Origin of the sequence: Micromonospora sp. LOL_025, assembly GCF_048060285.1 — a bacterium.
Lineage (GTDB): Bacteria > Actinomycetota > Actinomycetes > Mycobacteriales > Micromonosporaceae > Micromonospora.
Map to the genome: position 1 here is coordinate 22023 of NZ_JBHMIR010000038.1, position 21149 is coordinate 43171.

The 21149-nt window shown below is 74.2% G+C and carries 24 protein-coding genes, 1 tRNA gene and 2 pseudogenes; 12 read left to right on the forward strand and 15 right to left on the reverse strand.

All coding sequences use genetic code 11. The annotated features are described in order from the left end of the window. Positions 1–19: 19 nt before the first annotated feature. From ACFHW0_RS28540 to ACFHW0_RS28550, 3 genes are read right to left on the reverse strand one after another with little or no spacing between them, the layout of a single operon-like run. Positions 20–511, reverse strand: coding sequence for a helix-turn-helix domain-containing protein (locus ACFHW0_RS28540; protein WP_416612579.1), 492 nt, complete (start codon positions 509–511; stop codon positions 20–22). Further along, a complete protein-coding gene (locus tag ACFHW0_RS28545; RefSeq protein ID WP_416612581.1) occupies positions 421–990 on the reverse strand; it encodes a hypothetical protein in 570 nt (189 codons plus the stop codon). Before ACFHW0_RS28545 ends, ACFHW0_RS28540 begins: the two co-directional genes overlap by 91 nt. A 3-nt stretch (positions 991–993) precedes the next feature. Continuing rightward, on the reverse strand, positions 994–1386 hold the full coding sequence (locus ACFHW0_RS28550; protein ID WP_416612583.1) for a hypothetical protein: 393 nt from the start codon (positions 1384–1386) through the stop codon (positions 994–996). Positions 1387–1401: 15 nt separating this feature from the next. Between ACFHW0_RS28550 and ACFHW0_RS28555 the strand changes: the two genes are divergently transcribed. Both ACFHW0_RS28555 and ACFHW0_RS28560 read left to right on the forward strand, forming a co-directional pair. Continuing rightward, positions 1402–1926, forward strand: a complete 525-nt coding sequence (locus ACFHW0_RS28555; RefSeq protein ID WP_416612584.1) for an HAD domain-containing protein — start codon at positions 1402–1404, stop codon at positions 1924–1926. Positions 1927–2126: 200 nt separating this feature from the next. Next, the gene (locus tag ACFHW0_RS28560; RefSeq protein WP_416612586.1) at positions 2127–3086 is read left to right on the forward strand and encodes a sporulation protein; all 960 of its coding nucleotides are present in this window, start codon (positions 2127–2129) and stop codon (positions 3084–3086) included. A gap of 70 nt (positions 3087–3156) precedes the next feature. Here ACFHW0_RS28560 and ACFHW0_RS28565 read toward each other — a convergent pair whose 3' ends face one another. Continuing rightward, entirely contained in the window at positions 3157–3546 is a 390-nt protein-coding gene (locus ACFHW0_RS28565; protein ID WP_416612588.1) for a hypothetical protein, read from the reverse strand. A 360-nt stretch (positions 3547–3906) separates the two neighbouring features. On the opposite strand from ACFHW0_RS28565, the gene ACFHW0_RS28570 reads away from it, so the two are divergent. Beyond that, complete coding sequence (locus ACFHW0_RS28570; RefSeq protein WP_416612589.1) at positions 3907–4314, forward strand: hypothetical protein; 408 nt, start codon at positions 3907–3909, stop codon at positions 4312–4314. Positions 4315–4625: 311 nt separating this feature from the next. Here the strand turns inward: ACFHW0_RS28570 and ACFHW0_RS28575 are convergent, their stop codons facing one another. Together ACFHW0_RS28575 and ACFHW0_RS28580 are read right to left on the reverse strand one after the other, a co-directional pair. Further along, on the reverse strand, positions 4626–6932 hold the full coding sequence (locus ACFHW0_RS28575) for a HelD family protein (RefSeq protein WP_416612591.1): 2307 nt from the start codon (positions 6930–6932) through the stop codon (positions 4626–4628). A 172-nt stretch (positions 6933–7104) separates the two neighbouring features. Next, positions 7105–8217 carry a LolA family protein gene (locus tag ACFHW0_RS28580; RefSeq protein ID WP_416612593.1) on the reverse strand — a complete coding sequence of 371 codons (1113 nt, stop codon included), beginning with the start codon at positions 8215–8217 and terminating at the stop codon, positions 7105–7107. 94 nt (positions 8218–8311) lie between these two features. Here ACFHW0_RS28580 and ACFHW0_RS28585 point away from each other — a divergent pair, with 94 nt between their 5' ends. The 3 genes and pseudogenes from ACFHW0_RS28585 to ACFHW0_RS28595 all read left to right on the forward strand — a co-directional run. Further along, the gene (locus ACFHW0_RS28585) at positions 8312–8968 is read left to right on the forward strand and encodes a response regulator transcription factor (protein ID WP_357876174.1); all 657 of its coding nucleotides are present in this window, start codon (positions 8312–8314) and stop codon (positions 8966–8968) included. Between the two features lie 53 nt (positions 8969–9021). After that, positions 9022–10125: pseudogene (locus ACFHW0_RS28590) on the forward strand (histidine kinase dimerization/phospho-acceptor domain-containing protein); the annotation flags it as partial. A 111-nt stretch (positions 10126–10236) separates the two neighbouring features. Then, a pseudogene (locus ACFHW0_RS28595) lies at positions 10237–10503 on the forward strand (ATP-binding protein); the annotation flags it as partial. Between the two features lie 33 nt (positions 10504–10536). Here the strand turns inward: ACFHW0_RS28595 and ACFHW0_RS28600 are convergent. Both ACFHW0_RS28600 and ACFHW0_RS28605 read right to left on the reverse strand, forming a co-directional pair. Beyond that, entirely contained in the window at positions 10537–12099 is a 1563-nt protein-coding gene (locus ACFHW0_RS28600; protein ID WP_416612595.1) for a tetratricopeptide repeat protein, read from the reverse strand. Between the two features lie 57 nt (positions 12100–12156). Next, complete coding sequence (locus ACFHW0_RS28605; protein ID WP_416612619.1) at positions 12157–12618, reverse strand: MarR family winged helix-turn-helix transcriptional regulator; 462 nt, start codon at positions 12616–12618, stop codon at positions 12157–12159. 50 nt (positions 12619–12668) lie between these two features. Between ACFHW0_RS28605 and ACFHW0_RS28610 the strand changes: the two genes are divergently transcribed. Both ACFHW0_RS28610 and ACFHW0_RS28615 read left to right on the forward strand, forming a co-directional pair. Further along, the gene (locus ACFHW0_RS28610) at positions 12669–13190 is read left to right on the forward strand and encodes a VOC family protein (RefSeq protein ID WP_416612597.1); all 522 of its coding nucleotides are present in this window, start codon (positions 12669–12671) and stop codon (positions 13188–13190) included. 133 nt (positions 13191–13323) lie between these two features. Next, positions 13324–14214, forward strand: coding sequence for a hypothetical protein (locus ACFHW0_RS28615; RefSeq protein WP_416612599.1), 891 nt, complete (start codon positions 13324–13326; stop codon positions 14212–14214). Between the two features lie 57 nt (positions 14215–14271). Here ACFHW0_RS28615 and ACFHW0_RS28620 read toward each other — a convergent pair whose 3' ends face one another. After that, on the reverse strand, positions 14272–14451 hold the full coding sequence (locus ACFHW0_RS28620; RefSeq protein WP_007075522.1) for a DUF4236 domain-containing protein: 180 nt from the start codon (positions 14449–14451) through the stop codon (positions 14272–14274). A gap of 339 nt (positions 14452–14790) precedes the next feature. On the opposite strand from ACFHW0_RS28620, the gene ACFHW0_RS28625 reads away from it, so the two are divergent. Next, entirely contained in the window at positions 14791–15363 is a 573-nt protein-coding gene (locus ACFHW0_RS28625; protein WP_416612601.1) for a flavin reductase family protein, read from the forward strand. Positions 15364–15488: 125 nt separating this feature from the next. Here the strand turns inward: ACFHW0_RS28625 and ACFHW0_RS28630 are convergent, their stop codons facing one another. The 3 genes from ACFHW0_RS28630 to ACFHW0_RS28640 are packed head-to-tail and all read right to left on the reverse strand — an operon-like array spanning position 15489 to position 17366. Further along, a complete protein-coding gene (locus tag ACFHW0_RS28630; RefSeq protein ID WP_416612603.1) occupies positions 15489–16001 on the reverse strand; it encodes a GNAT family N-acetyltransferase in 513 nt (170 codons plus the stop codon). Next, a complete protein-coding gene (locus ACFHW0_RS28635; protein WP_416612605.1) occupies positions 16001–16456 on the reverse strand; it encodes an RrF2 family transcriptional regulator in 456 nt (151 codons plus the stop codon). Before ACFHW0_RS28635 ends, ACFHW0_RS28630 begins: the two co-directional genes overlap by 1 nt. 7 nt (positions 16457–16463) lie before the next feature. Beyond that, positions 16464–17366, reverse strand: a complete 903-nt coding sequence (locus ACFHW0_RS28640) for a helix-turn-helix transcriptional regulator (RefSeq protein WP_416612607.1) — start codon at positions 17364–17366, stop codon at positions 16464–16466. Between the two features lie 266 nt (positions 17367–17632). On the opposite strand from ACFHW0_RS28640, the gene ACFHW0_RS28645 reads away from it, so the two are divergent. Continuing rightward, the gene (locus ACFHW0_RS28645; protein ID WP_416612609.1) at positions 17633–18409 is read left to right on the forward strand and encodes a glucose 1-dehydrogenase; all 777 of its coding nucleotides are present in this window, start codon (positions 17633–17635) and stop codon (positions 18407–18409) included. 102 nt (positions 18410–18511) lie between these two features. Here ACFHW0_RS28645 and ACFHW0_RS28650 read toward each other — a convergent pair whose 3' ends face one another. Continuing rightward, on the reverse strand, positions 18512–18943 hold the full coding sequence (locus tag ACFHW0_RS28650) for an SsgA family sporulation/cell division regulator (RefSeq protein ID WP_067311359.1): 432 nt from the start codon (positions 18941–18943) through the stop codon (positions 18512–18514). A 303-nt stretch (positions 18944–19246) separates the two neighbouring features. Between ACFHW0_RS28650 and ACFHW0_RS28655 the strand changes: the two genes are divergently transcribed. Further along, a complete protein-coding gene (locus ACFHW0_RS28655) occupies positions 19247–19792 on the forward strand; it encodes a TIGR02611 family protein (RefSeq protein WP_416612620.1) in 546 nt (181 codons plus the stop codon). A gap of 94 nt (positions 19793–19886) precedes the next feature. Further along, positions 19887–19958, forward strand: a tRNA-Val gene (locus ACFHW0_RS28660). A gap of 266 nt (positions 19959–20224) precedes the next feature. Here ACFHW0_RS28660 and ACFHW0_RS28665 read toward each other — a convergent pair. Continuing rightward, positions 20225–20671: a DUF3592 domain-containing protein gene (locus ACFHW0_RS28665; protein WP_416612611.1), complete on the reverse strand. Its 447-nt coding sequence runs from the start codon at positions 20669–20671 to the stop codon at positions 20225–20227. 206 nt (positions 20672–20877) lie between these two features. After that, positions 20878–21149, reverse strand: a 272-nt coding sequence (locus ACFHW0_RS28670) for a hypothetical protein (protein ID WP_416612613.1), incomplete at its 5' end; no start/stop codon positions are given.

The following is a 21149-nucleotide window of genomic DNA, read 5'->3' on the forward strand; positions in this document are numbered from 1 at the left end:
GGTGCCGCGCGTGCCGCAGTCAGCGACCGCGCTCGCGATACTCCTGGGCCGACATGCCATACGTCGCCCGAAAGAGTCGACTGAAGTGCGCTTTATCCGGGAATCCCCATCTCGCGGCGATGGCCTGGATCGGCTGCCCTGCCTTCAACGGGGTGACCAGATCTCGGCGGCAGCGCTCCAGGCGCTGTCGCCGGATCAGTTCCGCGACCGTGAACTCCTCGCCCTCGAACAGGCGGTGCAGCGACCGCAGGGAGACGTGATGGGCGGCAGCGATCGCGCCCGGCGTCAACTCCGGATCGCCGAGGTGCTTGTCGATGAAGCTGCGGATCTTCATCCGCAGCGTGCGCTGGCGAACCTCGTTCGGGAGGATCTCCGCGGCATCCAGGCGCTGGGCCAGCGTGCCGGCCACCAGGTCCAGCGTCACCGCGCCCAGGACGGCGGCGTCGGAGGCCTGGTACTGCTCCGGATACGTGACGATTCGACGTACGAACTGGGCCAGCAGCGCGGCCATGCCCGTGTCGGACGGAATCGACGTGGCGAGCAACCGTCGGGCCTTTCCGCCGGCAGTGGCAACGTCTTGTGTGGGATCACGACGGAGATGGAGCCCGCGAGTCCCTGCCCCGTGGAACGGTGGCGACCGGCGAACGGCCTGCAGTTGTCCAGGAACGTGAACGACGCCGGCTCGACGGCCGAGTGGTTGCGATCCTGGCTGATGGCGCTGTCGCCCGCCGTCGTCAGGACGAACTGGTAGTTGTCCGGTTGGCTCGTGCGCACCAGTTTCGAGGTCCGCGTGGTGTCCAGGGTCGGGTATCGCAGTCCGGCCAGCTTCACGTTTCCGAGATCGACACTCTTGGCTTGCGCGACGAAGTCGTCCAGGTGCGGGCTGCTGATCCGGGTGGGAGCCGCCTCCGACTCGATCACCTCGTACCAGCAGGCGAACCGATCGCGTGGTGGAAACAGCGACGTGTCGAGAACCTGGCATGGCAGCACTCGTCACCTCCTCGTCCTCACGTCCGCCGATCTCTCTTCCGCGGGCCGGACCCGCTTGCGCCACCGCTGGCGGCGCCACACGGCGACTGTGACGGCCACGGCGACGAGCAGCGCGATGGCGCCCTTCCAGGCCCGCTCGAACCACCATCTGTCGCTGCCGAACGCCGCGTCGCCGGCCGCCATCAGCCACAACCCCACCCACGCCCACTGCCAGCCGCGCGGCCGGGAGAACTTTTCCGGCGGGTCGGAGAACGCGACGTACACCGCGACTGCGACGCCGATGACGACGATCAGCGGCATTCCGACGCGCGAGGTGGCCTCCCACAGCGACAGATCATGGCACCCCGTCGGCGTGGGCCACCAGGGCCGCTCCTCGCCCGCTCGGATCCGCCCCACGATACGGTTCGATCCGTGCTGCCCGGCCGTACCGACCGCCCCTTGGTCTTCCTCGACGTGGACGGACCGCTGATCCCGTTCAGAGCCCGGCCGGTTGAACGCAGGCGTTCCTCGGGCGGTGCGGTCGCGCCGCCGGACGGCACCGGCAACCCGCTGCTCGATCGGCTCGACCCGGACGACGGTCGCCGGCTGCTGGCCCTGGGCTGCGAGCTGGTCTGGGCGACGACGTGGACGGCGGAAGCGAACGAGATCGTCGCACCCCGGCTCGGACTCCCCGACCTGCCCGTCGTCGAATGGCCGGACGACGACGAGGAGCCGAGGCACGGGCTGCACTGGAAGACCGAGCCGCTGACCCGGTGGGCGGCGGGACGCCCGTTCGTCTGGCTGGACGACGAGACGACCGGTGCCGACCGGCGCTGGGTCGCGGCCCACCACCCGGCGCGGGCGCTGCTGCACCGCGTCGACCCGTACGTCGGGATCACCGAAGCCGACCTCTCCGCCGTCCGCCGGTGGCTCACCGCCGCCGACGGCGCCGCCTGATCGCCTGCTCGGTCATGCCGGCGGTCGTACGGCCGTCGGACCCGCCGCGGCAGGCTCGACTCCGCGTCGCGTGCGCCGGCCTGGGTGCTCTCGTCGGACCGCGCGCCTTCACAGGCACTTCACAGCGCCTCCGGTTAGGGTCCCGGGAAGTCAGCGACCGGCTCCAGGGTGGAGCGCGGTGTCTTTGCGCGGGAGTTCCGATGGTCTTCAAGAAGATGTTGAGCGCGTTCGGGGTGGGCGGGCCGAGCGTCGACACCGTCCTGACCAACCCGAACACCCGGCCCGGCCTGACCCTCGAGGGCCAGGTGAACCTGCTCGGCGGCGACGCGCCGGCCAACATCGAGCAGGTCGTCGTCGGCCTGGTCACCCGGGTCGAGATCGAGGGCCACGACGCCGAGTACGCCGGCGTCATGGAGTTCCACCGGCTGCCGGTCAGCGGCCCGCTCCAGCTCGCCGCGAAGCAGCAGCTCGCCATCCCGTTCCAGCTTCCGGTGCCGTGGGAGACCCCGATCACCGACGTCTACGGCCAGCGGCTGCGCGGCATGACGATGGGGCTGCGCACCGAGCTGGCCATCGCGCGGGCGGTGGACAAGGGCGACCTGGACCAGGTCAACGTGCACCCGCTGCCGGTGCACGAGCGGATCCTGGAGGCGTTCCAGCGGCTCGGCTTCCGGTTCAAGCACGCCGACCTGGAGCGCGGCCACATCCGGGGCACGCAGCAGACGCTGCCGTTCTACCAGGAGATCGAGTTCTTCGCCTCGCCCCAGTACGCGGGCACCATCAACGAGGTCGAGCTGACCTTCGTCACCAGCCCGCACGGCGTCGAGGTGATCCTGGAGTGCGACAAGCGCGGCGGGTTCCTCACCGCCGGGCACGACGCCTTCGGCCACTACCGCGTCGCGCACACGGAAGCCGACCGGACGGACTGGGTCCAGGTGGTCGACGGCTGGCTGCGGGAGACGACGTCCCGCTACGGCAGCCTGCGTGGCGCGCACGGGTTCGGCGGCCACGGGCACGGTCACGGGCACGGCCGGGGCGTCGGCATGGGCGGCGTCGTCGCCGGTGCCGCGATGGGAGCCGTCGGGGGCATGATCGTCGGTGACATGATCGGCGACGCCTTCGAGGGCGACGGCGAGGACTTCGGCGGCTTCGAGGAGTAGGACCACACACGACGGTGGCCTCCGGGACTGTCGTCCCGGAGGCCACCGTTTCTGGTGGAGCGGTGCCCGGTCAGTGCCGGGCCTTGCGCTCCTCACCACTGCGCCAGTTGCTGCCGGCCTTGGCCAGACCACGGCTACCCAGGTACCCGATCGTCAGCAGCGTGACCATGAACCAGGCGTTGTCGGCCCGGAAGATGTCCACGCCGGCCGTGTTCCGGCCGACCAGCTGCGAGGCGGCCAGCACGCCGATCACGGCCGCGATGTAGACCCAGAACTCGGTCGTACGCAGCGACGGCTTGGTCTCCGTGCCGGGCGCCTGCATGGCCTCCCGGTGCCCGTCGTGCATCATCGGCATCGGACGGGTGGGCGTCTCCTGCATGGCCCGGTCCTGCATCGCCCGGTTGGGCGCGTCCTGCGTCGGCCTGTTCATCGGCCGGGTGGAAGCAGCCTGCGTGCTCATCTTGTCCTCCTCAGGATGCGATGAGTCGTACCTGCGTTCCCTCGCCCCGCTACCGCGTGTCGGCCACGGCACGGTTCGCGTTCATGGCGGGGGCACCCGCCGTCTACCCGAGCCGCCGGGACCAGTAACCCCCACGACCCCCCGGATAACCCGACCCCGACCCCCGACGCCGAGGCCCTGCCGCAGGCCAGCGTCGATCATGCCGTTGTGGTGGGGGGACAAAACGCCCGAACGGGTATCTAACCGGCACCACGACTGCATGATCGACCGAGGTGAGACGTGGGGTGGGGGTCGGGGCGGGTTTGTCGGGCCGGGCCTCGGGCACGCAATCCGGACCGACACTTCTGCGAGGTGATGGACGTGCGTGAGGACGACATGCGACAGGAAGCCGCGCGGCAGGCCGAGGACCGGATCGCCGGCGGCGTGTACGGCGAGGGCGCCCTCGACGAGGTGACCGTGCCCCGCACGGACGTGCAGCGGGTCATCCAGGACGAGGACCCGGACGACCCCGCCCACGTCCCGATCGACCCGGAGGTGCTGCGGGACGGCGGACCCACCCGAGGGCAGGGTGCGGTCACCACGACCGGCGGTACCGCGGGCCCGGCCAGCGTGCGCAGGGTGGCGCGGCAGCCGGAGCGGCACCCCGGCAAGGTGGCCCCGACCACCACGGGCGACGCCACCACCGGCGGCCTGAGTACCCCGGCGAGCGGCTCCACGAGCGACCAGTCCGGAACCGCCAGCCAGGTCGGCGACTTCACCCCGGACTGACCGCCCACCCCGACTGGCAGGCCTACTCGGCCTGCCGGCCCCACCCCGCCGCCCGCCCCCCGCCCCCACCCGGCCCGACCCGTCCGGGTCGATCATGAGGTTGGCGGCAGCTGTAGAGATCCACACCGCCGTCAACCTCATGATCACCGGAGCCGGGAGCCGGGAGCCGGGAGCCGGGAGCCGGGAGCCGGGAGCCGGGAGCCGGGAGCCGGGAGCCGGAGCCGGAGCCGGAGCCGGATCCCGAGCCCGGAGGCGGGCGGCGGGCGGCGGCGGGCGGGTGGGGAGGGGGCGGGGGAGGCGGGGTGGGTGGGTCAGGTGGGGCGGAGGATGCCGAGGCGTTGCGTGGCGCGGGTGAGGGCGACGTAGAGGTCGCTGCGGCCCCGGGGTGACTCCGCCACGATGCGGTCGGGGTCGACCAGGAGGACCGAGTCGAATTCGAGGCCCTTGGCCTGGCCGACGGTGAGCACCACCACGCGGCTCTCCAGCTCCGGGTCCTCGCCGACGGCCGCCTCCGGCAGGGCGGCGGTGAGCGCGGCGCCCAGCTCGTCGACCCGGCCGGCCGGCACGATCACCCCGAGCCGGCCGTCGTCCAGGCCGGCGGCCTCCCGGGTGGTGACGGCAACCAGCTCCGCCGCCAGGTGCTCCGGCGCCACCGCGCGGTCCCACGGCGGCACTCCGCTGGAGCGTACGGAGCGAGGTGGGCGCAGTGCCGGGTCGATCTCGGTGAGCACGTCGGCGGCGACCGCCATGATCTCGGCCGGGGTGCGGTAGCTGACGGTCAGCTCCTCCAGCCGCCAGCGCTGCGCCACGTACGGCTCCAGCGCGTCGGCCCAGGACGGGGTGCCGGCCAGCGCGCCGGTCTGCGCCACGTCGCCGACGATGGTCATCGAGCGGCTCGGGCAGCGGCGCATCAGCAGCCGCCAGGCCATCGGCGACAGCTCCTGCGCCTCGTCGACGATCACGTGCCCGAACGCCCAGCGCCGGTCGGCCGCGGCCCGCTGGGCGGTGGTCAGCCGGTCCGCCTCCTCCTGCCGCTCCAGCAGCCGGTCGGCGTCGAGCAGGTCGGTGACGCCGAGGATCTCACCGCCGTCGGCCTCGTCCTCGACGTCGATGGAGCGGGAGCCCCGGGCGATCTCCAGCACGCCCTCGGCGTACTCCCGTTGCATGGCCCGGATCCGCTCCCGGCGGGCGGCGGCGGCCCGCTCGTCCTCGCCGAGCAGCTCGGCCGCCTCGTCCAGCAGCGGCACGTCGGCCGGCGTCCAGCCGCCCGGCTCGCGGTGCAGCCTGGCCCGCTCGGCGTCGCTGAGCATGGGCGCGGCGACGGCGATCCGCTCGGTGGAGGCGTACAGGTCGGCGAGCAGGCGCTGCGGGGTGAGCACCGGCCAGAGCTGGTCCAGCACGGCCCGCACCTCGGGCTCCTCGCGCAGCTCGCGGCGGATCTCCGCCACGTCGGCCTCGTCGAGCAGGTTCTCACCGCCCAGCGGGTCCGCGCCGATCCGCTCGGCGACCTGGGCCGCGAGGGCGTGGACGATCTCGACGTCGAAGAGCGCCCGGGCCAGGTTGTGCGGCCGGTCGGAGCGGCGGGCCCGGTCCCGGGCGGCGCGCACGGTCTCCGGGTCGAGCAGCAGCACCTCCTGCTGCGGCAGCTCGATCTCCAGCGGCTCGTCGGGCACCCACTGCCGGTCCCGGACGGCGGCGGTCAGCACCTCGACCATCACCGCGCGGCCCTTGAGCGCGGCGGTCGCGGCGGGCTCGGCGCGGCGGGCGCTGACCCCCGGGAAGAGGTCGCCCTGCGTCCGCAGGAGCACGCCCGTCTCGGCCAGCGCCGGGAGCACCTGGGAGATGTAGCGCAGGAACGTGGCGTTCGGGCCGACCAGGAGCACGCCCCGGGTGGAGAGCTGCTCGCGGTGGGTGTAGAGCAGGTACGCCGCGCGGTGCAGCGCGACGGCGGTCTTGCCGGTGCCGGGGCCACCCTGGACGACCAGTACGCCCGGCAGGTCGGCGCGGATGATCCGGTCCTGCTCGGCCTGGATGGTCTCGACGATGTCGCGCATCCGGCCGGTGCGCCCGGCGTTGAGCGCGGCGAGCAGCGACGCCTCGCCGGTCAGCTCCTCGTGCGCAGTGGGGGAGGCGGTGTCCAGGTCCAGGACCTCGTCGTCGAGCGCGGTCACCTTGCGTTCCCGGGTACGCAGGTGCCGCCGGCGGCGTACGCCCTGGGGGTTGGCCGCGGTGGCGAGGTAGAAGGCGCGGGCCGCCGGGGCGCGCCAGTCCATCAGCAGCGGGTCGTAGTCGCCGTCGGTGTCGAAGATGCCGATCCGGCCGATGTAGTGGGGGCCGCCGTCGTCGGTGTCGAGCCGGCCGAAGCACAGACCGCTCTCCACGGCGGAGAACTGCTCGACCTGACCGGCGTACATCCGCACCGCACTGTCGCGCTGGGAGAGTGCCTGGCGGGTGCCGCCGGTCGCCCGCAGCTCGTCGCTCAGCCGGCGGGAGGCCTGCTCACGCAGCTCGTCCAGCCGGCGGTAGAGCATCGAGACGTATTCCTGTTCGCGGCCGATCTCGTCATCGGGCTGCAATTCGGCGGAATCGGCGGAATGCCTTGACAAGCCGTCTCCCATTCGAGTAGCATCTCTCTCGGAACGGCTTTTGACAGCCGTTCTTTTTTGTTGCCTGAACTGAGAAAGATACCGTGCGCCGGCCGTCGCGACCAAGCGCGCCGGGCCACGCCACGACCCGACCCGCACAGACAGCGGGGGCCCGCCGCGTGGCGGGCCCCCGGACTGCCGATCCTCAGCCCCTGGCCACCTCGTAGAGCCGCTCCGGCGTCACCGCGCCGGCGATGAGCCGGCCGTCGTCGGTGAGCAGCGCGCTGAACAGCTTCCCGGTCAGCAGCCGCCCGCTGCCCCAGTCGCCGCTGACCTTCGGCAGCTTGCCGAGCAGCGCCGCCGGGTCGCCGGTCGACCCGTTCCCGGCGCGGCCGGGGGTTCCGGCCCGGTCGGCGGGCGCGCCGGCGCCGTCGAGCCGCGCGACCACCACCGTGGCCCAGCTCTCGCCGACGGTACGCACGTCCGGCCGCTCGCCGTGCGCGGGCCGCTTCCCGGGCGCGTCGGCGGGCTGCCTGCCGGCGGTCTCCTCGGTCACCTTCACCCCGGGCGGCGGGTTGAAGGTGAACTGGTCGGCGGCGGGCCGGGCGTACGACACCTGGGTGAAGGCCATCTCGAAGGCCGGCTTGTCGCTGCCGTCGGCGAAGACCTCGAAGCGCAGCGGCACGTGCTGGCGCGCGTCGATGGCGATGCGCACCTGGTGCACCAGCGAGGCGGCGTCGCGCGGGGCGAGCACCAGCTCGTAGGCGTCCCGGCCGGCGACCGTGGCGGACCGGCCGACGCTCACCTCGGTGCTCGGGCCGATCGCCGCCAGGGCCCGGTCGGCCGCCTCCCCGGGGGTGACCGGCAACTCCGGGGTCTCGGCCCCGGCGGCGCCCTCGGGCAGCGTGCGGTGGGTGGCGGTGTTGGACCGGCTGTTCCAGGCCCACACGTCGCGGCCGTTGCGGATGACGTCCCGCTCGCCGAGCGTGTCGACCAGCGCGATGCGCTGCCGGTCGGGCCCGGAGTGCCAGACCCGCAGCGTGTGCGTGCCGGTCAGCAGGCCGGCCGGACCGTCGCCGGCGACCAGGCCGGCCAGCGGCGGCAGGCCCAGGTCGGCGCGCTGCACCACCGTGCCGGAGAGCCCCTCCAGCCGGGAGGTCTGCAGGTCGACCAGGAGTTGGGCGGCGGTACGCGGCGGCAGGCTCGGCTCGGCCTGGGCGGCGAACGTGCCGAGCGCGGCGCCGCCGCCGATGACGGTCGCGACGGCGGTCACCGGGACCAGCCAGCGCAGGACGGGACGGCTCTTCAGGACGGACATGTGACACCTCCTGCCGGGCATCCTGCCCCCTGGACGCTGTGAGGGCGCTGAGGACGACCGTCCGACCGCCCGCGCGGGTGGCACCCTTGACCCCGTGCGGTTGCTGGTGGTGGAGGACGAGTCGCGGCTGGCGTCCGCGCTGCAACGGGGTCTGCAGGCCGAGGGGTTCGCGGTGGACGTGGCGGCGACCGGCCCGGAGGGGCTCGACGCGGCCCGGCACGGCGGGTACGACGCGATGATCCTCGACGTGATGCTGCCCGGCCTCTCCGGCTACGAGCTGGTCCGCCGGCTGCGCGCCGAGGAGCACTGGCTGCCGGTGCTCATGCTCTCGGCGAAGGACGGCGAGTACGACCAGGCCGACGGGCTGGACTGCGGGGCCGACGACTACCTCACCAAGCCCTTCTCGTACGTCGTGCTGCTGGCCCGGCTGCGGGCCCTGCTGCGCCGCGGCGCCCCCGAACGCCCCACGGTGCTCGCGGTCGGCGACCTGCGGCTCGACCCGGCCCGGCGGCGGGTCACCCGGGCCGACGCCGAGGTCGCGCTGACCAGCCGCGAGTTCGCGCTGCTCGACTACCTGATGCGCCGCCCCGGCGAGGTGGTCTCCAAGACGGAGCTGCTCGACCACGTGTGGGACGCCAGCGTCGAGACCGCACCCAACGCGGTCGAGGTCTACGTCGGGTACCTGCGGCGCAAGATCGGCCGGGAGCGTCTGGAGACGGTCCGGGGCGCCGGCTACCGGCTCGCCCCGTGACGCGGGGGCTGCGCGGGCGCCTGCGGGCCGCGCTCGGGCTGCGTGGGCGGCTGATGGTGGTCGGGGTGCTCGGGGTGTCGGGGGGACTGGCCGTCGGGGGGCTCGTCCTGCTCGCCGTGCTGGGCTGGGCCCTGCAACGCGCCGTGGACACCGAGGCGTTCCGGACCGCCGACGCGGTGGCGCTGCTCGCCGCCGAGGAGGTCCTGCCCGATCCGCTGCCGGTGGCCGGTGGGCAGGTCCGGGTGCAGGTGATCGACGCCGAGGGCAGGGTGCGGGCCGCCTCGATCGACGCCGACCGGCTGGTGCCGATGGTGCCGCCGGACCGGGTCGACGCCGGCGCGCGGCAGCGGCTGACGGTGTCGGGGGAACGGGTCGGGCTGACCGGGCCGGTGCGGGTGGTGGCCGTACCGGCGGGCACCGCCGCCGACCCGCGCACCGTCCTGGTGGCCCGGTCGCTGGCGGACGTACGGCACAGCGCGCACGTCGTCCGGACCATCCTGCTGGTGAGCTTCCCGCTGCTGGTGGCGGTGCTCGCCGCCGTGGCCTGGCGGGTGGTCGGCGCGACCCTGCGCCCGGTGGAGGCGCTGCGTCGGGGCGCCGAGGAGATCACCGGGCGGGACGGGGGCGGGCGGCTGCCCGTACCGGCGTCGCAGGACGAGATCCATCGGCTGGCGGTCACGCTCAACGGGATGCTGGGCCGGCTGGAGTCGGCCCGGGACCGGCAGCGGGCGTTCGTCGCCGACGCCGCCCACGAGCTGCGCAGCCCGCTGACGAACATCCGTACCGAGCTGGAGGTCGCCCGGCGGCTCGCCGACCGGACGGACTGGACGGCGGTGTCGGCGAACCTGCTCGCCGACACCGAGCGGCTCGGCCGGCTCGTCGACGACCTGCTGCTGCTGGCCCGGCTCGACGAGCGGCCGGCGGCGCGGGCCACCGGGCCGGTCGAGCTGGGGGCCCTGCTGGCGGCGGTGGCCGCCCGGTACCCGTCGCCGCCGGTGCGCCTCGACGCGCCGGCGACGCCGCTGTGGACCGAGGGCGATCCCGACGAGCTGCGCCGGATCCTGACCAACCTGGTCGACAACGCGGTCCGGCACGCCCGAGGCGAGGTGGTGCTGGCAGCCGGGCCGGCCGCCGACCGGGCGAGCGCCGACGGGCCGGCCGCCGACCGGGCGGGCGACGGCGGCGGCACCGTCGGCGAGGGCGACGGCCGGCCCGCCGGCCGCCCGGACAGCGGGGCCGGGACCGCCGGCCGGGGGGCCGGTGTGGTGGCGTACCACCTGGTGACGGTGACCGACGACGGGCCGGGGATCCCGGCCGCGGACCGGGAGCGGGTCTTCGGCCGGTTCACCCGGCTCGACGACGCCCGCGCCCGGGACGACGGCGGCGCCGGCCTCGGCCTGGCCATCGTGCGCGAGCTGGTCCGCCGGGCCGGCGGCGGCATCGTCCTGACCGACGCCCACCCCGGTCGGGACGGCGGCCCGGGGCTGCGGGTACGGCTGCTGCTGCCGGCCCTGCCCGACGCGGAGCGGCCCTGACGGACGCGGCTGCGCGGGGCCGCCGGAGGACCGTCAGCCGCGGCGGGTGCAGACCTGCTGCGCGCGGGCGATCGTGTCGGTCGACCACACGACCGCGACCGTGAAGCAGTAGTCGGTGCTGCGGTTCAGGCCGTAGACGACGAAGGCGGTGGTGCCGGCGGGCAGGTTGGCGAAGGCCGTCTGCGCCTGGCCGACCCGGCCGCCCGAGATGACCACCGGGCCCTCCCCGCCGGCCGGGTACGTCCAGCGCAGCGCCACGTTGTCGCGGTTGTCCCGCAGCGTCACCGAACCCGGCGGGCTGCCGGGGGAGGCCACGGCCCCGGCCGTCGGGCCGGCGGCGGGCGGGGCACCCGTGCCGGCCGGGTCCCCGGCCCGGGTGGAGGCCGGCGCGCCGGTCGCGGCCGGGGGCGCCGGGTCGGGGTCACCGTCCACCCCGGCCACCCCGGCGATCACCGCGGCCGTGCCCAGCAGCACCACCACGACGCCGCCGACGACGAGCGGCAGCAGCCGGTTGCCGCGCCGCGACGGCGCGCGGTGCACCGGCACCGGCAGCAGCCGCGACGGCTGGTAGGGCTCCTCGGGCGCGCCGGGCTGGCGGACCCGGTGCACCCCGTCGGCCTCGTCGGTGGCACCGCCGGCCAGGGGGACGACCGCCGGCGGCACGGCGCTGTCGGCCGGCCCGTCCCCGGCGTCGGCCTCCGGTGGCCACCAGCCGGGTGGCGGGTCCTCCGTGGGCTGCCGGGGCGTCGGCACCACGTGCGGCGCCCCGGCGTACGGGTCCGGCTCCGCCGGGCGGTAGCCCGGCTGTGAGGGGTGCTGCGCCGTCGTCGGCCCGTCGCCCGGGGGCGGGGTGCGCGCGGACGGCACGATCGGGCCGTCCCGGCCGACGGGTGCGGTGTCGGCGCAGACGTGGTCCGGGTTGGCCGCCGCCCGGGCCAGCGCCGCCACCTGCGCCGCCAGCGGGTCGTCGGCCGGCAGGTGCTGCCGGCACAGCTCCCGGGCGAGCGCCAGGTTGTCGTGCGCCTCGGCGAACTGCCCGCAGTCGCGCTGCATCGCCCCGAGCCGGGCCAGCATCTTGATGCCGCTGGGGTGCCCGTCGCCGTAGACCTCGCGGTGCAGCTCCCAGGCGTCCTGCAGCCGGTCGCGGGCCACCTGGCACTGGCCGCGCGCGTACTCCACGGTGGCCAGGTCGGCGTGGGCGGCGAGCACCCGCAGCGACTCGGGACCGTCGAGCGCGGTCAGCTCGATGATCACTTCCTGGTAGAGCCGGGCGGCGCGGGACCAGCTGCCGACCCGGTGCAGCACCGCCGCGAGGGTGGCCGCGGCGGCCACCGTGCGCTGGTCGGAGCGACCGTGCAGCCGGGTCGCGGCCGCGTACGCGAACGCGGCCCAGCCCCGGGCCGAGTGCGGCTCGCCGAGGGCGACCAGCACGCGGGCCTGGAGGCTGGCGGCCTCGGCCAGCTCGGGTGTCGCGTTGGCCGGACGCGGGTCGGCGTCGGTCAGCGCGTCGGCGAGCAGCCGCTGGGCGCCGGCGAGGTCGCCGGCGGACACCAGGTGGTGCGCCTGGTCAGTCAGATCACCGAAGCCGGAAGGCACGCCCCATCGTGCTCATCCGACAACGGTAAGTACAAGACCCGAGCGGGAGTGTATTGGTCAAGAACCGGTCAGGTGTGCGGCGAGCGTCTCGCTGATCCGGCGCAACTGGTCCACCTGGGCCGGGGTCAACGCGTCGAACAGGTGCCGGCGTACGCCCTCGACGTGGCCGGGCGCGGCGGCGGCGAGGGTGGCGAATCCCTCGTCGGTGAGGACGGCGATCTGCCCGCGCCGGTCGGTGGGGCACTCCTCGCGGCGGACCCAGCCAACCGCCTCCAGCCGGGCCACCGCGTGCGAGAGCCGGCTGCGCGAGGAGCCGCTGGCCTCGGCGAGGTCGCTCATCCGCAGCCGCCGCCGCGGCGCCTCGGAGAGCCGGACCAGGATCTCGTAGTAGGCGTGCGGCATCCCGGCGTCGCGCTGCAGCTCGCGGTCCAGCGCCTCCATGAGCGCCCGGGAGGCGGTCAGGTACGCGCGCCAGGTGCGCTGCTCGTCGGGATCCAGCCAGCGGGTCATGACGCCCATCATACGCCAAATAGTTGAACGTTCAACAAAGCCGCGCTAGCGTCGGTGGCATGGGAATCCACCGCCTCAACCACGCCGTGCTCTACGTCAGTGACCTCGCCCGCAGCGTCGCCTTCTACCGCGACGTGCTGGGCTTCCGGCCGATCCCGATGACGCCGGACGGCTTCCGGGGCGCCGCCTTCCTCCAGGCGCCCGGCTCCACCAACGACCACGACCTCGGCCTGTTCGAGGTCGGCGCGGGCGCCGGCCCCTCCACCGCCGGCCGCGGCACCGTCGGGCTCTACCACCTGGCCTGGGAGGTCGACACCCTCGACGAGCTGGAGGTGACCGCCCAGCGGCTCGCCGCCGCCGGCGCCCTGGTCGGCGCGTCCGACCACGGCACCACCAAGAGCCTCTACGGCCAGGACCCGGACGGGCTGGAGTTCGAGGTCGTCTGGCTGGTGCCCGCCGACCGGCTCGACGACGCCGCCCTGGCCGCCCGCAAGCGGATCGGCCGGCTCGACCTGGACGCCGAGCGGCGGCGCTACGGTGGCCAGACCCGGGGCGGCGTGGGCGTCTCCGTCCCGGCCTGACCCGACCGGGATCCGACGCCGCCCGCCGCGACAGGTCCGGGGACCGGACGCCGCCCCGACCGCGCGCCGCGCCGTCGGGTCCGGGAGGGGGAGCTGTGCCCGGCCCGGGACGGGCGTGCGGTAGAACGGCAGCATGCCGACCGACGCCGTCCTGCGCGAGCTGCTCGTCCGACACCTGGAGACCTGGCTGCCGGGGGCGCTGCACCGCGCCCGCCGGGCCACCCTGGCCCTGGCGTACGCCGGCGGCGACGCCGGCTCCGCGGAGGCCGCGCTGCGGGTGGTCGCCCGGCACGCCGACCGGCTGCGGGGCCACCAGCTCACCGTGCTGGTGCTCGCCGACGGCACCGAGGAGCTGCCGGCCCGGCTCGGCGCCGTGGAGGCGGAGCTGCCGGCGGGCGTCGCCGTGCACCTCGTGCCCGGCGGCCCGGCCCGGCTGCCGGTGGCGGTCAAGGCGGCCGGCGCGGCCGGTGCGCCCCTGCTGTCCGTCGTGGACGACGACGTCGCCGATCCCGCCGTGCTGACCGCCGCCGCGGTCGGCAAGCCGGCGGACGTGCTGCTCGCCACCGCCGCCGGCACCCCCGCGCGCGCCGCCCTCGCCGACGCCGGGTTCCCGCTGACGACCGAGGTGGAGCTGGTGCCCGCCGACGGGGCCCCGGCGCGGCTGCTCGCCTTCGCGACCGGGTCGGACAAGAGCCTGGAGGCGTTCAAGGAGGCGCTCTGGGCGGTCGACGGTGCCGCCGGCGTGCGCTACCGCGACCCGGCGGGGCGGCTGCTCGACGTCGTCCCGGCCCCGGAGCCCGGCCCGCTGCGCCGCGAACTGCTGGCGGAGCTGGCGCGCTCCGGCCCCCGTACGGTCACCGAGCTGCGCCGTCACGCCCTCACCGCCACCGTCTACCGGTCGTCCGACGCCGTCCGGGCGCTGACCGGCCTGCTCGACGCGGGGGAGGCGGCCCGCGACCCGGAGCACGGCCGGCTCGGCGGCGACGTGGTCGTCTCGGCCCGGAAGGACGCGACGGCGTCCTGACGCGAACGCCGAGCGGGGTGCCGGTGAATCACCGGCACCCCGCTCGACCTCGGGACCTCACGCCCGGGACTTGTCCTGCTTCCAGGACAGCGGACCCGGCAGGTCGACCCGGTGCGCCTTGGCCCGCGAGTTCCAGGACCAGCGACCGATCTTGATGCTCCAGGAGGAGAAGCCGTTCTCGGTGAAGTTCAGGATGATCGGACCGTACTTCTTGCGCTTGCGGAACATCAGACCCATCGTCGGACTCCCTTCGATTCCCTTCCCTGCCCTGTCGAACCCGAACATGCCCGGATCGCCGAATCGTGAAACCCTGCCCGTCCCCGGTGGACGGTGCCGAGGGGCGGTGCCGGCCCCTGTGCGCCCGAGGGCGCGCCGAGTCCCACCCGTCGGCATAGGGGTTCGCGACGGTGTTGGCCGACGTCGATCCCGCCCCCCGGATAGGGGCATTGACCGGGGCCCCGGCCCCCGGCAGCATGGGGCGATGACGCAGCGGGACGATCTTCCCCACGCGGCTCGCCCGCCCGTCGACGCAGGGCTGCCCCGCACCCCCGGCGCCCGCCCCGCCCCGGAGCCGGCGTGACCACCGTGGAGTGGTCCCGGCAGGGCGGTGCAGACCTGCTGCCGGTGGACCGGGACCTGTTCCGGGCGCTGCTGCGCCGGCAGGCCGCCACCGTCACCGTCGTCACCACCGTCGCCCCGGACGTCGCCGCGCCGGCCCGCCCGGACGGCTCCGGCGAGCCCGTCCGGGCCGGCTTCACCGCCACGTCGTTCACGTCGGTCTCGCTGGACCCGCCGCTGGTCTCGTTCTGCCTCGGGACCGCCTCGTCGAGCTGGCCCGTCTTCGCCCGGGCCGAGCACGTCGCGGTGCACCTGCTCGGCGCCCACCAGCGGGAGGCCGCCCGGGTCTTCGCCACCGGCGGGATCGACCGGTTCGCCGCCTATCCGCACTGGACGCCGGGGCCGTTCGGCGTGCCGCTGCTGACCGGGGCGCTGGCCCGGCTGCTCTGCCGGGTCGCGCACCGGGTGCCGGTCGGCGACCACACCCTCTTCGTGGCCGAGCCGCTCGCGCTGGGTGGCGGCGAGGACGGGGACCCGCTGGTGCACCACCGGGGCGGCTACACCACGACGGGCACGCCGGCCCGGCCCTGACCCGACCGGGCCACACCCTCGCCACGCGCAGGCAGGCGTGGTCCACGCGGCCGGGCACGCCCTTCGGCGGCGGACGCGCCGCCGGTCAGCGGTGACGGGCCACGCCGCCGGTGACCGGGGCGGCGTCAGGCGGGGGCGCGGTCGACGACGAGCACGCGGGTCATGCCGCCGTCGTCCTCGGCGATGTCGCGCTCGTGCACGAACCCGATCTTGCCCAGCAGCGCCAGCGAGGCGTGGTTGGCGTCGGCGACCGTCGCGTACACGCGGGGCAGGCCGAGGGTGTCGAAGCCGTAGCGGACCAGGGCCCGGGCCAGCTCCGTGCCGAGACCGGCGCCCCAGGCCGGCTTCGCCAGCGCGTAGATGATCTCGTGACCGTCGACCTGGTCCGTCCGCTTGATCTCGGCGTGCCCGACGTAGCGACCGTCGCGGCGCACCGCCCAGACGTCGAAGAGGTCGTTCGCGTAGACCTTCGTGAACACCCGCCCGAAGAGGGCGCCGGCCTCCTCGGCGCTCAGCGGGCCGTCGCCCATGAACCGGCCCACCTCCGGGTCGGCGAGCAGGGACACGGCGTCCTCGGCGTCGTCCGGCCGGTAGGGCTCCAGGAGCAGGCGGTCGGTGTGCAGGACGGGGGTGGGCATCAGCGCGGCTCCCAGGCGTCGGGCAGAGCCGTCAACCTACGAACGTGGGCGGGCAGCCGGCCACTGATTATCTCCGCGAGGCTCACCTCGTCGACCACCCGTCGCACGGCGGCCCGCACGGCGACCCAGAGCCCGGGCAGGTGCTCCGCCGCGCCCTCGTAGCTGGTCTCCTCCGGGCGCAGCCCGCGTACCCCGGCCAGCGGACCCTCGACCGCGCGCAGCACCGCGCCGACGGTCACCTCGCGCGGCGGCCGGGCCAGCGTGTAGCCGCCCTCGGCGCCGCGCTGCGCCCGGACGATGCCGGCCCGCCGCAGGTCGGCCAGGACGGCCTCCAGGAACTTGCGCGGCATGTCCTGCTCCGTGGCGATGGCCTGGGTGGACAGCAGCCGAGGGTACGCGGTGGCGAGGCTCAGGGCCGCCCGTACCGCGTAGTCGCCGCGCGCGGAGATCTGCACCCCGACATCATGCCCCGCGCGGCCGGCCGGTCGCGTCGGCGGGCGGGCGGGGACGGACCACCGGCCCGGGTGCCGGCTGCTCACGGGCCGCGCGGAACGCGCCCGGGCTCACCCCGACCTCCCGGGTGAAGAACCGGCCGAAGTTCGTCGGCTCGGAGAAGCCCAGCCGCCGGCCGATCCGGGCGATCGGCTCGTCGGTGGCGGCCAGCAGCCGGCTCGCCTGGAGGGCCACCCGCTCGTCGACCACCTGCTTGGCGCTGCGCCCGGTCACCGCCAGACAGGCCCGGGTGAGCGTACGCACCGAGCAGCCCAGCCGCGCGGCGTAGTCCTCTACCCGGCGGGTGTGCTGGTAGCCGCGCTCGACCTCGCGGCAGAGCCGGTGGAAGGTGGCGGCCTCCGCCCGGGTCGCCGGGTGGGCGCGTTCGGGCAGCAGCGACAGCCGGAGCAGCAGCACGGCGAGCTGGTGACGGAGCAGTCCGCGCGCGGCGGCCACCCCCCGGTGCCGCTCGCAGTCCACCGCCAGCTGGCTCACCTCGTTGATCACCGCGTCCTCGTCCTCGCCGGCGAGCTGGAGCCACGCCGGGACGGCGTCCGGGTCGACGTCGAGCCCGCGCAGCGCCGCCGGGTCCCAGCGCACCACCGTCGCGTCGAGCTGCGGGCCGGCGCAGCGCAGCACCTGGCCGGCGCGCACCCGCAGCAGGGTGCCGGGTCGGCACGGCAGGGCGCGGAAATCCAGCTCGGCCGTGCCGTGTCCGCCCGTGGTCAGCACGAGCAGGTCCTTCTCCAGCAGCACCGGACGACGCCAGCGCGGCTCGGAGGCGAGGTCACCGAGGGCGACCGTGTCGATCTCGGCGGTGGCGGTCGCCGGGTTGCCGGGCGGAGCGGGGGAGAGCTGACCGGAAGAGACCATCGCCTGCGACGGTAGCCCGGGGCGACGACCAATGCATCCCGGGAAGGCCGCCCAGGCCGGCGGCGGGCCGGTCACACCGTGGCCCCGGTCCGCCGGCCGATCGGCGCGCCGGCCGCGCGGGCGACCGGCGGGGGTTGTCGAGGTCGGCGGGGCCGGGCTACGTTACCGAGCGGTAGCGCCGTCCGGTCGAGGCACGGCCGGAGCCGGTCCGCGCCGGTCGGGCCGCCCCGCCCCGACGGCCCCGGCCGACTCGCGATGGGATGGGCATGACGGATCTGTTCTCGGTCGAAGGCAAGACGGTCCTGGTCACCGGCGGCTCGCGGGGGATCGGCCTGATGATCGCCCAGGGCTTCGTCCGGGCCGGCGCACACGTGATCATCTCGTCCCGCAAGGCGGACGTCTGCGAGGCCGTGGCCAAGGAACTCTCCGCCGAGGGGCGCTGCGAGGCCATCCCCGCCGACCTCGGCGACGACGCCGGCGCCGAGGGCCTGGCCGCCGCCGTCCGGGAGCGGTACGACCGACTCGACGTGCTGGTCAACAACGCGGGCGCGACGTGGGGCGCGCCGCTGGAGTCGTACCCGGAGAGCGCGTTCGACAAGCTCTGGGCCGTCAACGTCAAGGGGGTCTTCCGGCTCACCACCGCGCTGCTGCCCGCGCTGCGCGCGTCGGCCAGCGCCGACGACCCGGCCCGCGTGATCAACATCGGCTCCATCGACGGCATCCGGGTGCCGATGATGGAGGTGTACGCGTACTCGGCGACCAAGGCCGCCGTGCACATGCTCACCCGCAGCCTGGCCCACCAGCTCGCCGGCGAGCAGATCACCGTCAACGCGATCGCGCCGGGGCCGTTCGAGAGCAAGATGATGGCGTTCGCGCTGGACGACCCCGCGTCCCGGGCCGCCATCGAGGGGCAGGTGCCGCTGGGTCGGATCGGCCGGCCGGAGGACATGGCCGGCACCGCGATCTACCTGTCGTCCCGCGCCGGCGCGTACCTCACGGGTGCGGTGATCCCGGTCGACGGCGGCATCACCACCCACGGCTGAACCGGCGAAGGGCGGGAGGCGGTGCGCGTACCCCCTGGTGAGCCGGGGCCGCGCGGACTCGGCAGATCCGCGCGGCCCCGGACGGCCGGTGTGGCCGGTGGTTCAGCGACCGGCGAGCAGCCGGCTCACCGCGGTGTCGACGTCCAGGTGCTCGGCCTCGCGGCCGCGCGGGACGACGACGTAGGTCCGGCGCAGGAAACGCACCAGGACGCTGCGCGGCACCTCGAACAGGGCGTTGCCGTCGGGCGACGACAGCGCCAGCGCGACGAAGTCCCCGCGCGGGGTGGCCCAGGGCCAGACCCGCACGTCCCCGATGCCGGCCGGCTCGTCGAGGCCCGTGACCAGCAGCTCCCGGGCGAACGACCAGCTGACCGCCTCGCCGCCGGCGGATTCGGCGTGGAACAGGACATGGACCGCATACGGATCAGCAGGGTCGTAACGCAGACTGGCACGCACCGGCAAGGCGGTGGCGTCAGGTGCGACGAGCCTTAGCGACGTCTCGACCTCTACGGTCGTCGGTCGGATGACACTCATGGACGATCTCCCCCCGGCACCGCTGCGGAACGCGCGTGTCCCGCTTTTCCCATACTCAGGTGCTACTCCTGGCTACGCTCCGCCATACGCTGACTTCACCCAGTGGTGGGAAGGGGGTCGGAAAGGCCGCGTGAATGTGAAGATTCATGTAGGATTTCCGGTTCTGCCCAGTGCGTGATCCCGCCCGGCATCGGGTGGTTCAGTCGTCGACTTACTCCGGTAACGTCCAGTCGGCCGTTGCAGTGACGGGCGCGAGCCACACTGGGGGAGGAAATGGTTACGAAACGATCCTCAGTGGATCCGATGGCAGTGCCGGGCCCGCCGAACGTCGCGGCCCGGGCAGCCGAAAGGCGGGGGTACGGGGTGCCGATGGAGCAGCACGACCGGCCCGGCCGGCCGGCGACCGACCGGGATGGCGCCGGCGGCACGGCGTTGGCCGAGCGGCGGCAGCGACCCCGCTGGCGGCAGCGGCTGGGCACCACCCTCGACCTGATCCGGGCCAACCCGACCGGACGGGTCGCCCTCAAGATCTTCATCGCCATCGCCGGCGCCCTCGTCGTCACCATCGGCATCGCCCTCATCCCGCTGCCGGGGCCGGGCTGGCTGCTGGTGATCGCCGGCCTCGGCATCTGGGCCGTCGAGTTCCACTGGGCCCGCCGGCTGCTCGGCTTCACCCGCCGGCACGTGCACAACTGGACCCAGTGGGTGAAGGACCGCTCACTGACCGTGCGCTTCCTGCTCGGCTCCGTCGGCCTGGTCTTCGTCGGCTCGGTCGTCTGGCTGTCGCTGAAGTACAGCTTCGGCATCGACGTGGTCGCCGAGGCGCTGCACTACCTGGCGACGCACTGACCCGGCGCTCCGCCGGGTCGACCGACTGCCGCGCGGCACGCGGACCCCGGATTTCCGGTCCGGTCCCTCGATCAGGTAGAGTCATCGGCGCTGAGGGCGATTAGCTCAGCGGGAGAGCGCTTCGTTCACACCGAAGAGGTCACTGGTTCGATCCCAGTATCGCCCACGCAGGTCAAAGGCCACTTCCCGGCTTCGGAGGTGGCCTTTGTGCTGCCTTTGCTGCCGACGGCGCAGACGGTGGGCTGGCCGGGGCGGCAGCGGTCGGTATGACCGTCTTCCGGACCACGGAGCACAACCACATCGACCCGGGCTGGGGCGGGCCGGCTTTCGCTACTTGGGCGACCTGCCCGTCATACTCCGAGAGCCATTCAAGATCATGGAGCCGTCCGGGGCACACGCGGGGCACAAGGCAAACGGCCCTCGTCTGTTTCGTCAGGGCATGCCCGCGTATCGGAGTGGGAGCGGCGTTCGGGGTCTACGCCAGGCCACGTAGGCCACAATGGCGAACGTGACCAAAAGTGCCGCCGCAACGAGGATGATCAACCATCCAGACTGGTCGTCGGACTCGCGCACCCTCAGGCAAGGGTCGCTCTTGGCAAGGCGGACGCGGATGCGATCACCGGTACTCACAGCCCGGTTCGCGTCGACCGTGACGCGCATCAGTGATTCGCACATCTCGCCCTGATTTGTAATGAACTGAACTGTCAGATAGGTCCTTGCTCCGCGTTGCTCGACATCCAGCACCTCAGCGACTGCCTCTGATCCCTGACGCTCGTCTACGACCGACCATGTGGCTAGCGCTGTGAGCACAAGCGCAAAAGCCAGGCCGAACGCCGAGAACACCCGCAATAAGGTTCGGCTTGGCCGTCGTCGCTGCATGGTCGGGACTCTAGAAGGGGGCAGCAATAGGTAAGCAACGCTACTGGCGCGGCCTGCAATGGGCCCCTGTCGCGGGGCGAGGGCTGCGTCGACAGCAGTGCTGACAGCGACCAGCCCAGACGACAGCGGTCGCCGTCGGTTGTCTGCGGACGTTGCCTGAGGTGACGGACGCGCACAGTCACGGGGCGGACGGGGTGCCCCAAGACCTACAAGCGGGAGGTCGACGGTCCGTTGGACGCGAGATACTGGCCGCCCACGGACCCGAGTGCGATTGCGATGTAAGTCGGAGCGGCGGCCAGGGCCAACACAACGGCGTCGCCGACAAGGCTGTGGTGGGGTGAGTTCGACCATGTGCCGGCGTAGAAGCTGCCGAGCAGCGTAAGCGCTGCCCACCAGGCCGGCCGCTCACTAAGGGACGTCTCGTAACTCTGTGGGCAGTCCAGGGTGGAGCATGGCGTGATGCAGGTGATCACGGCAG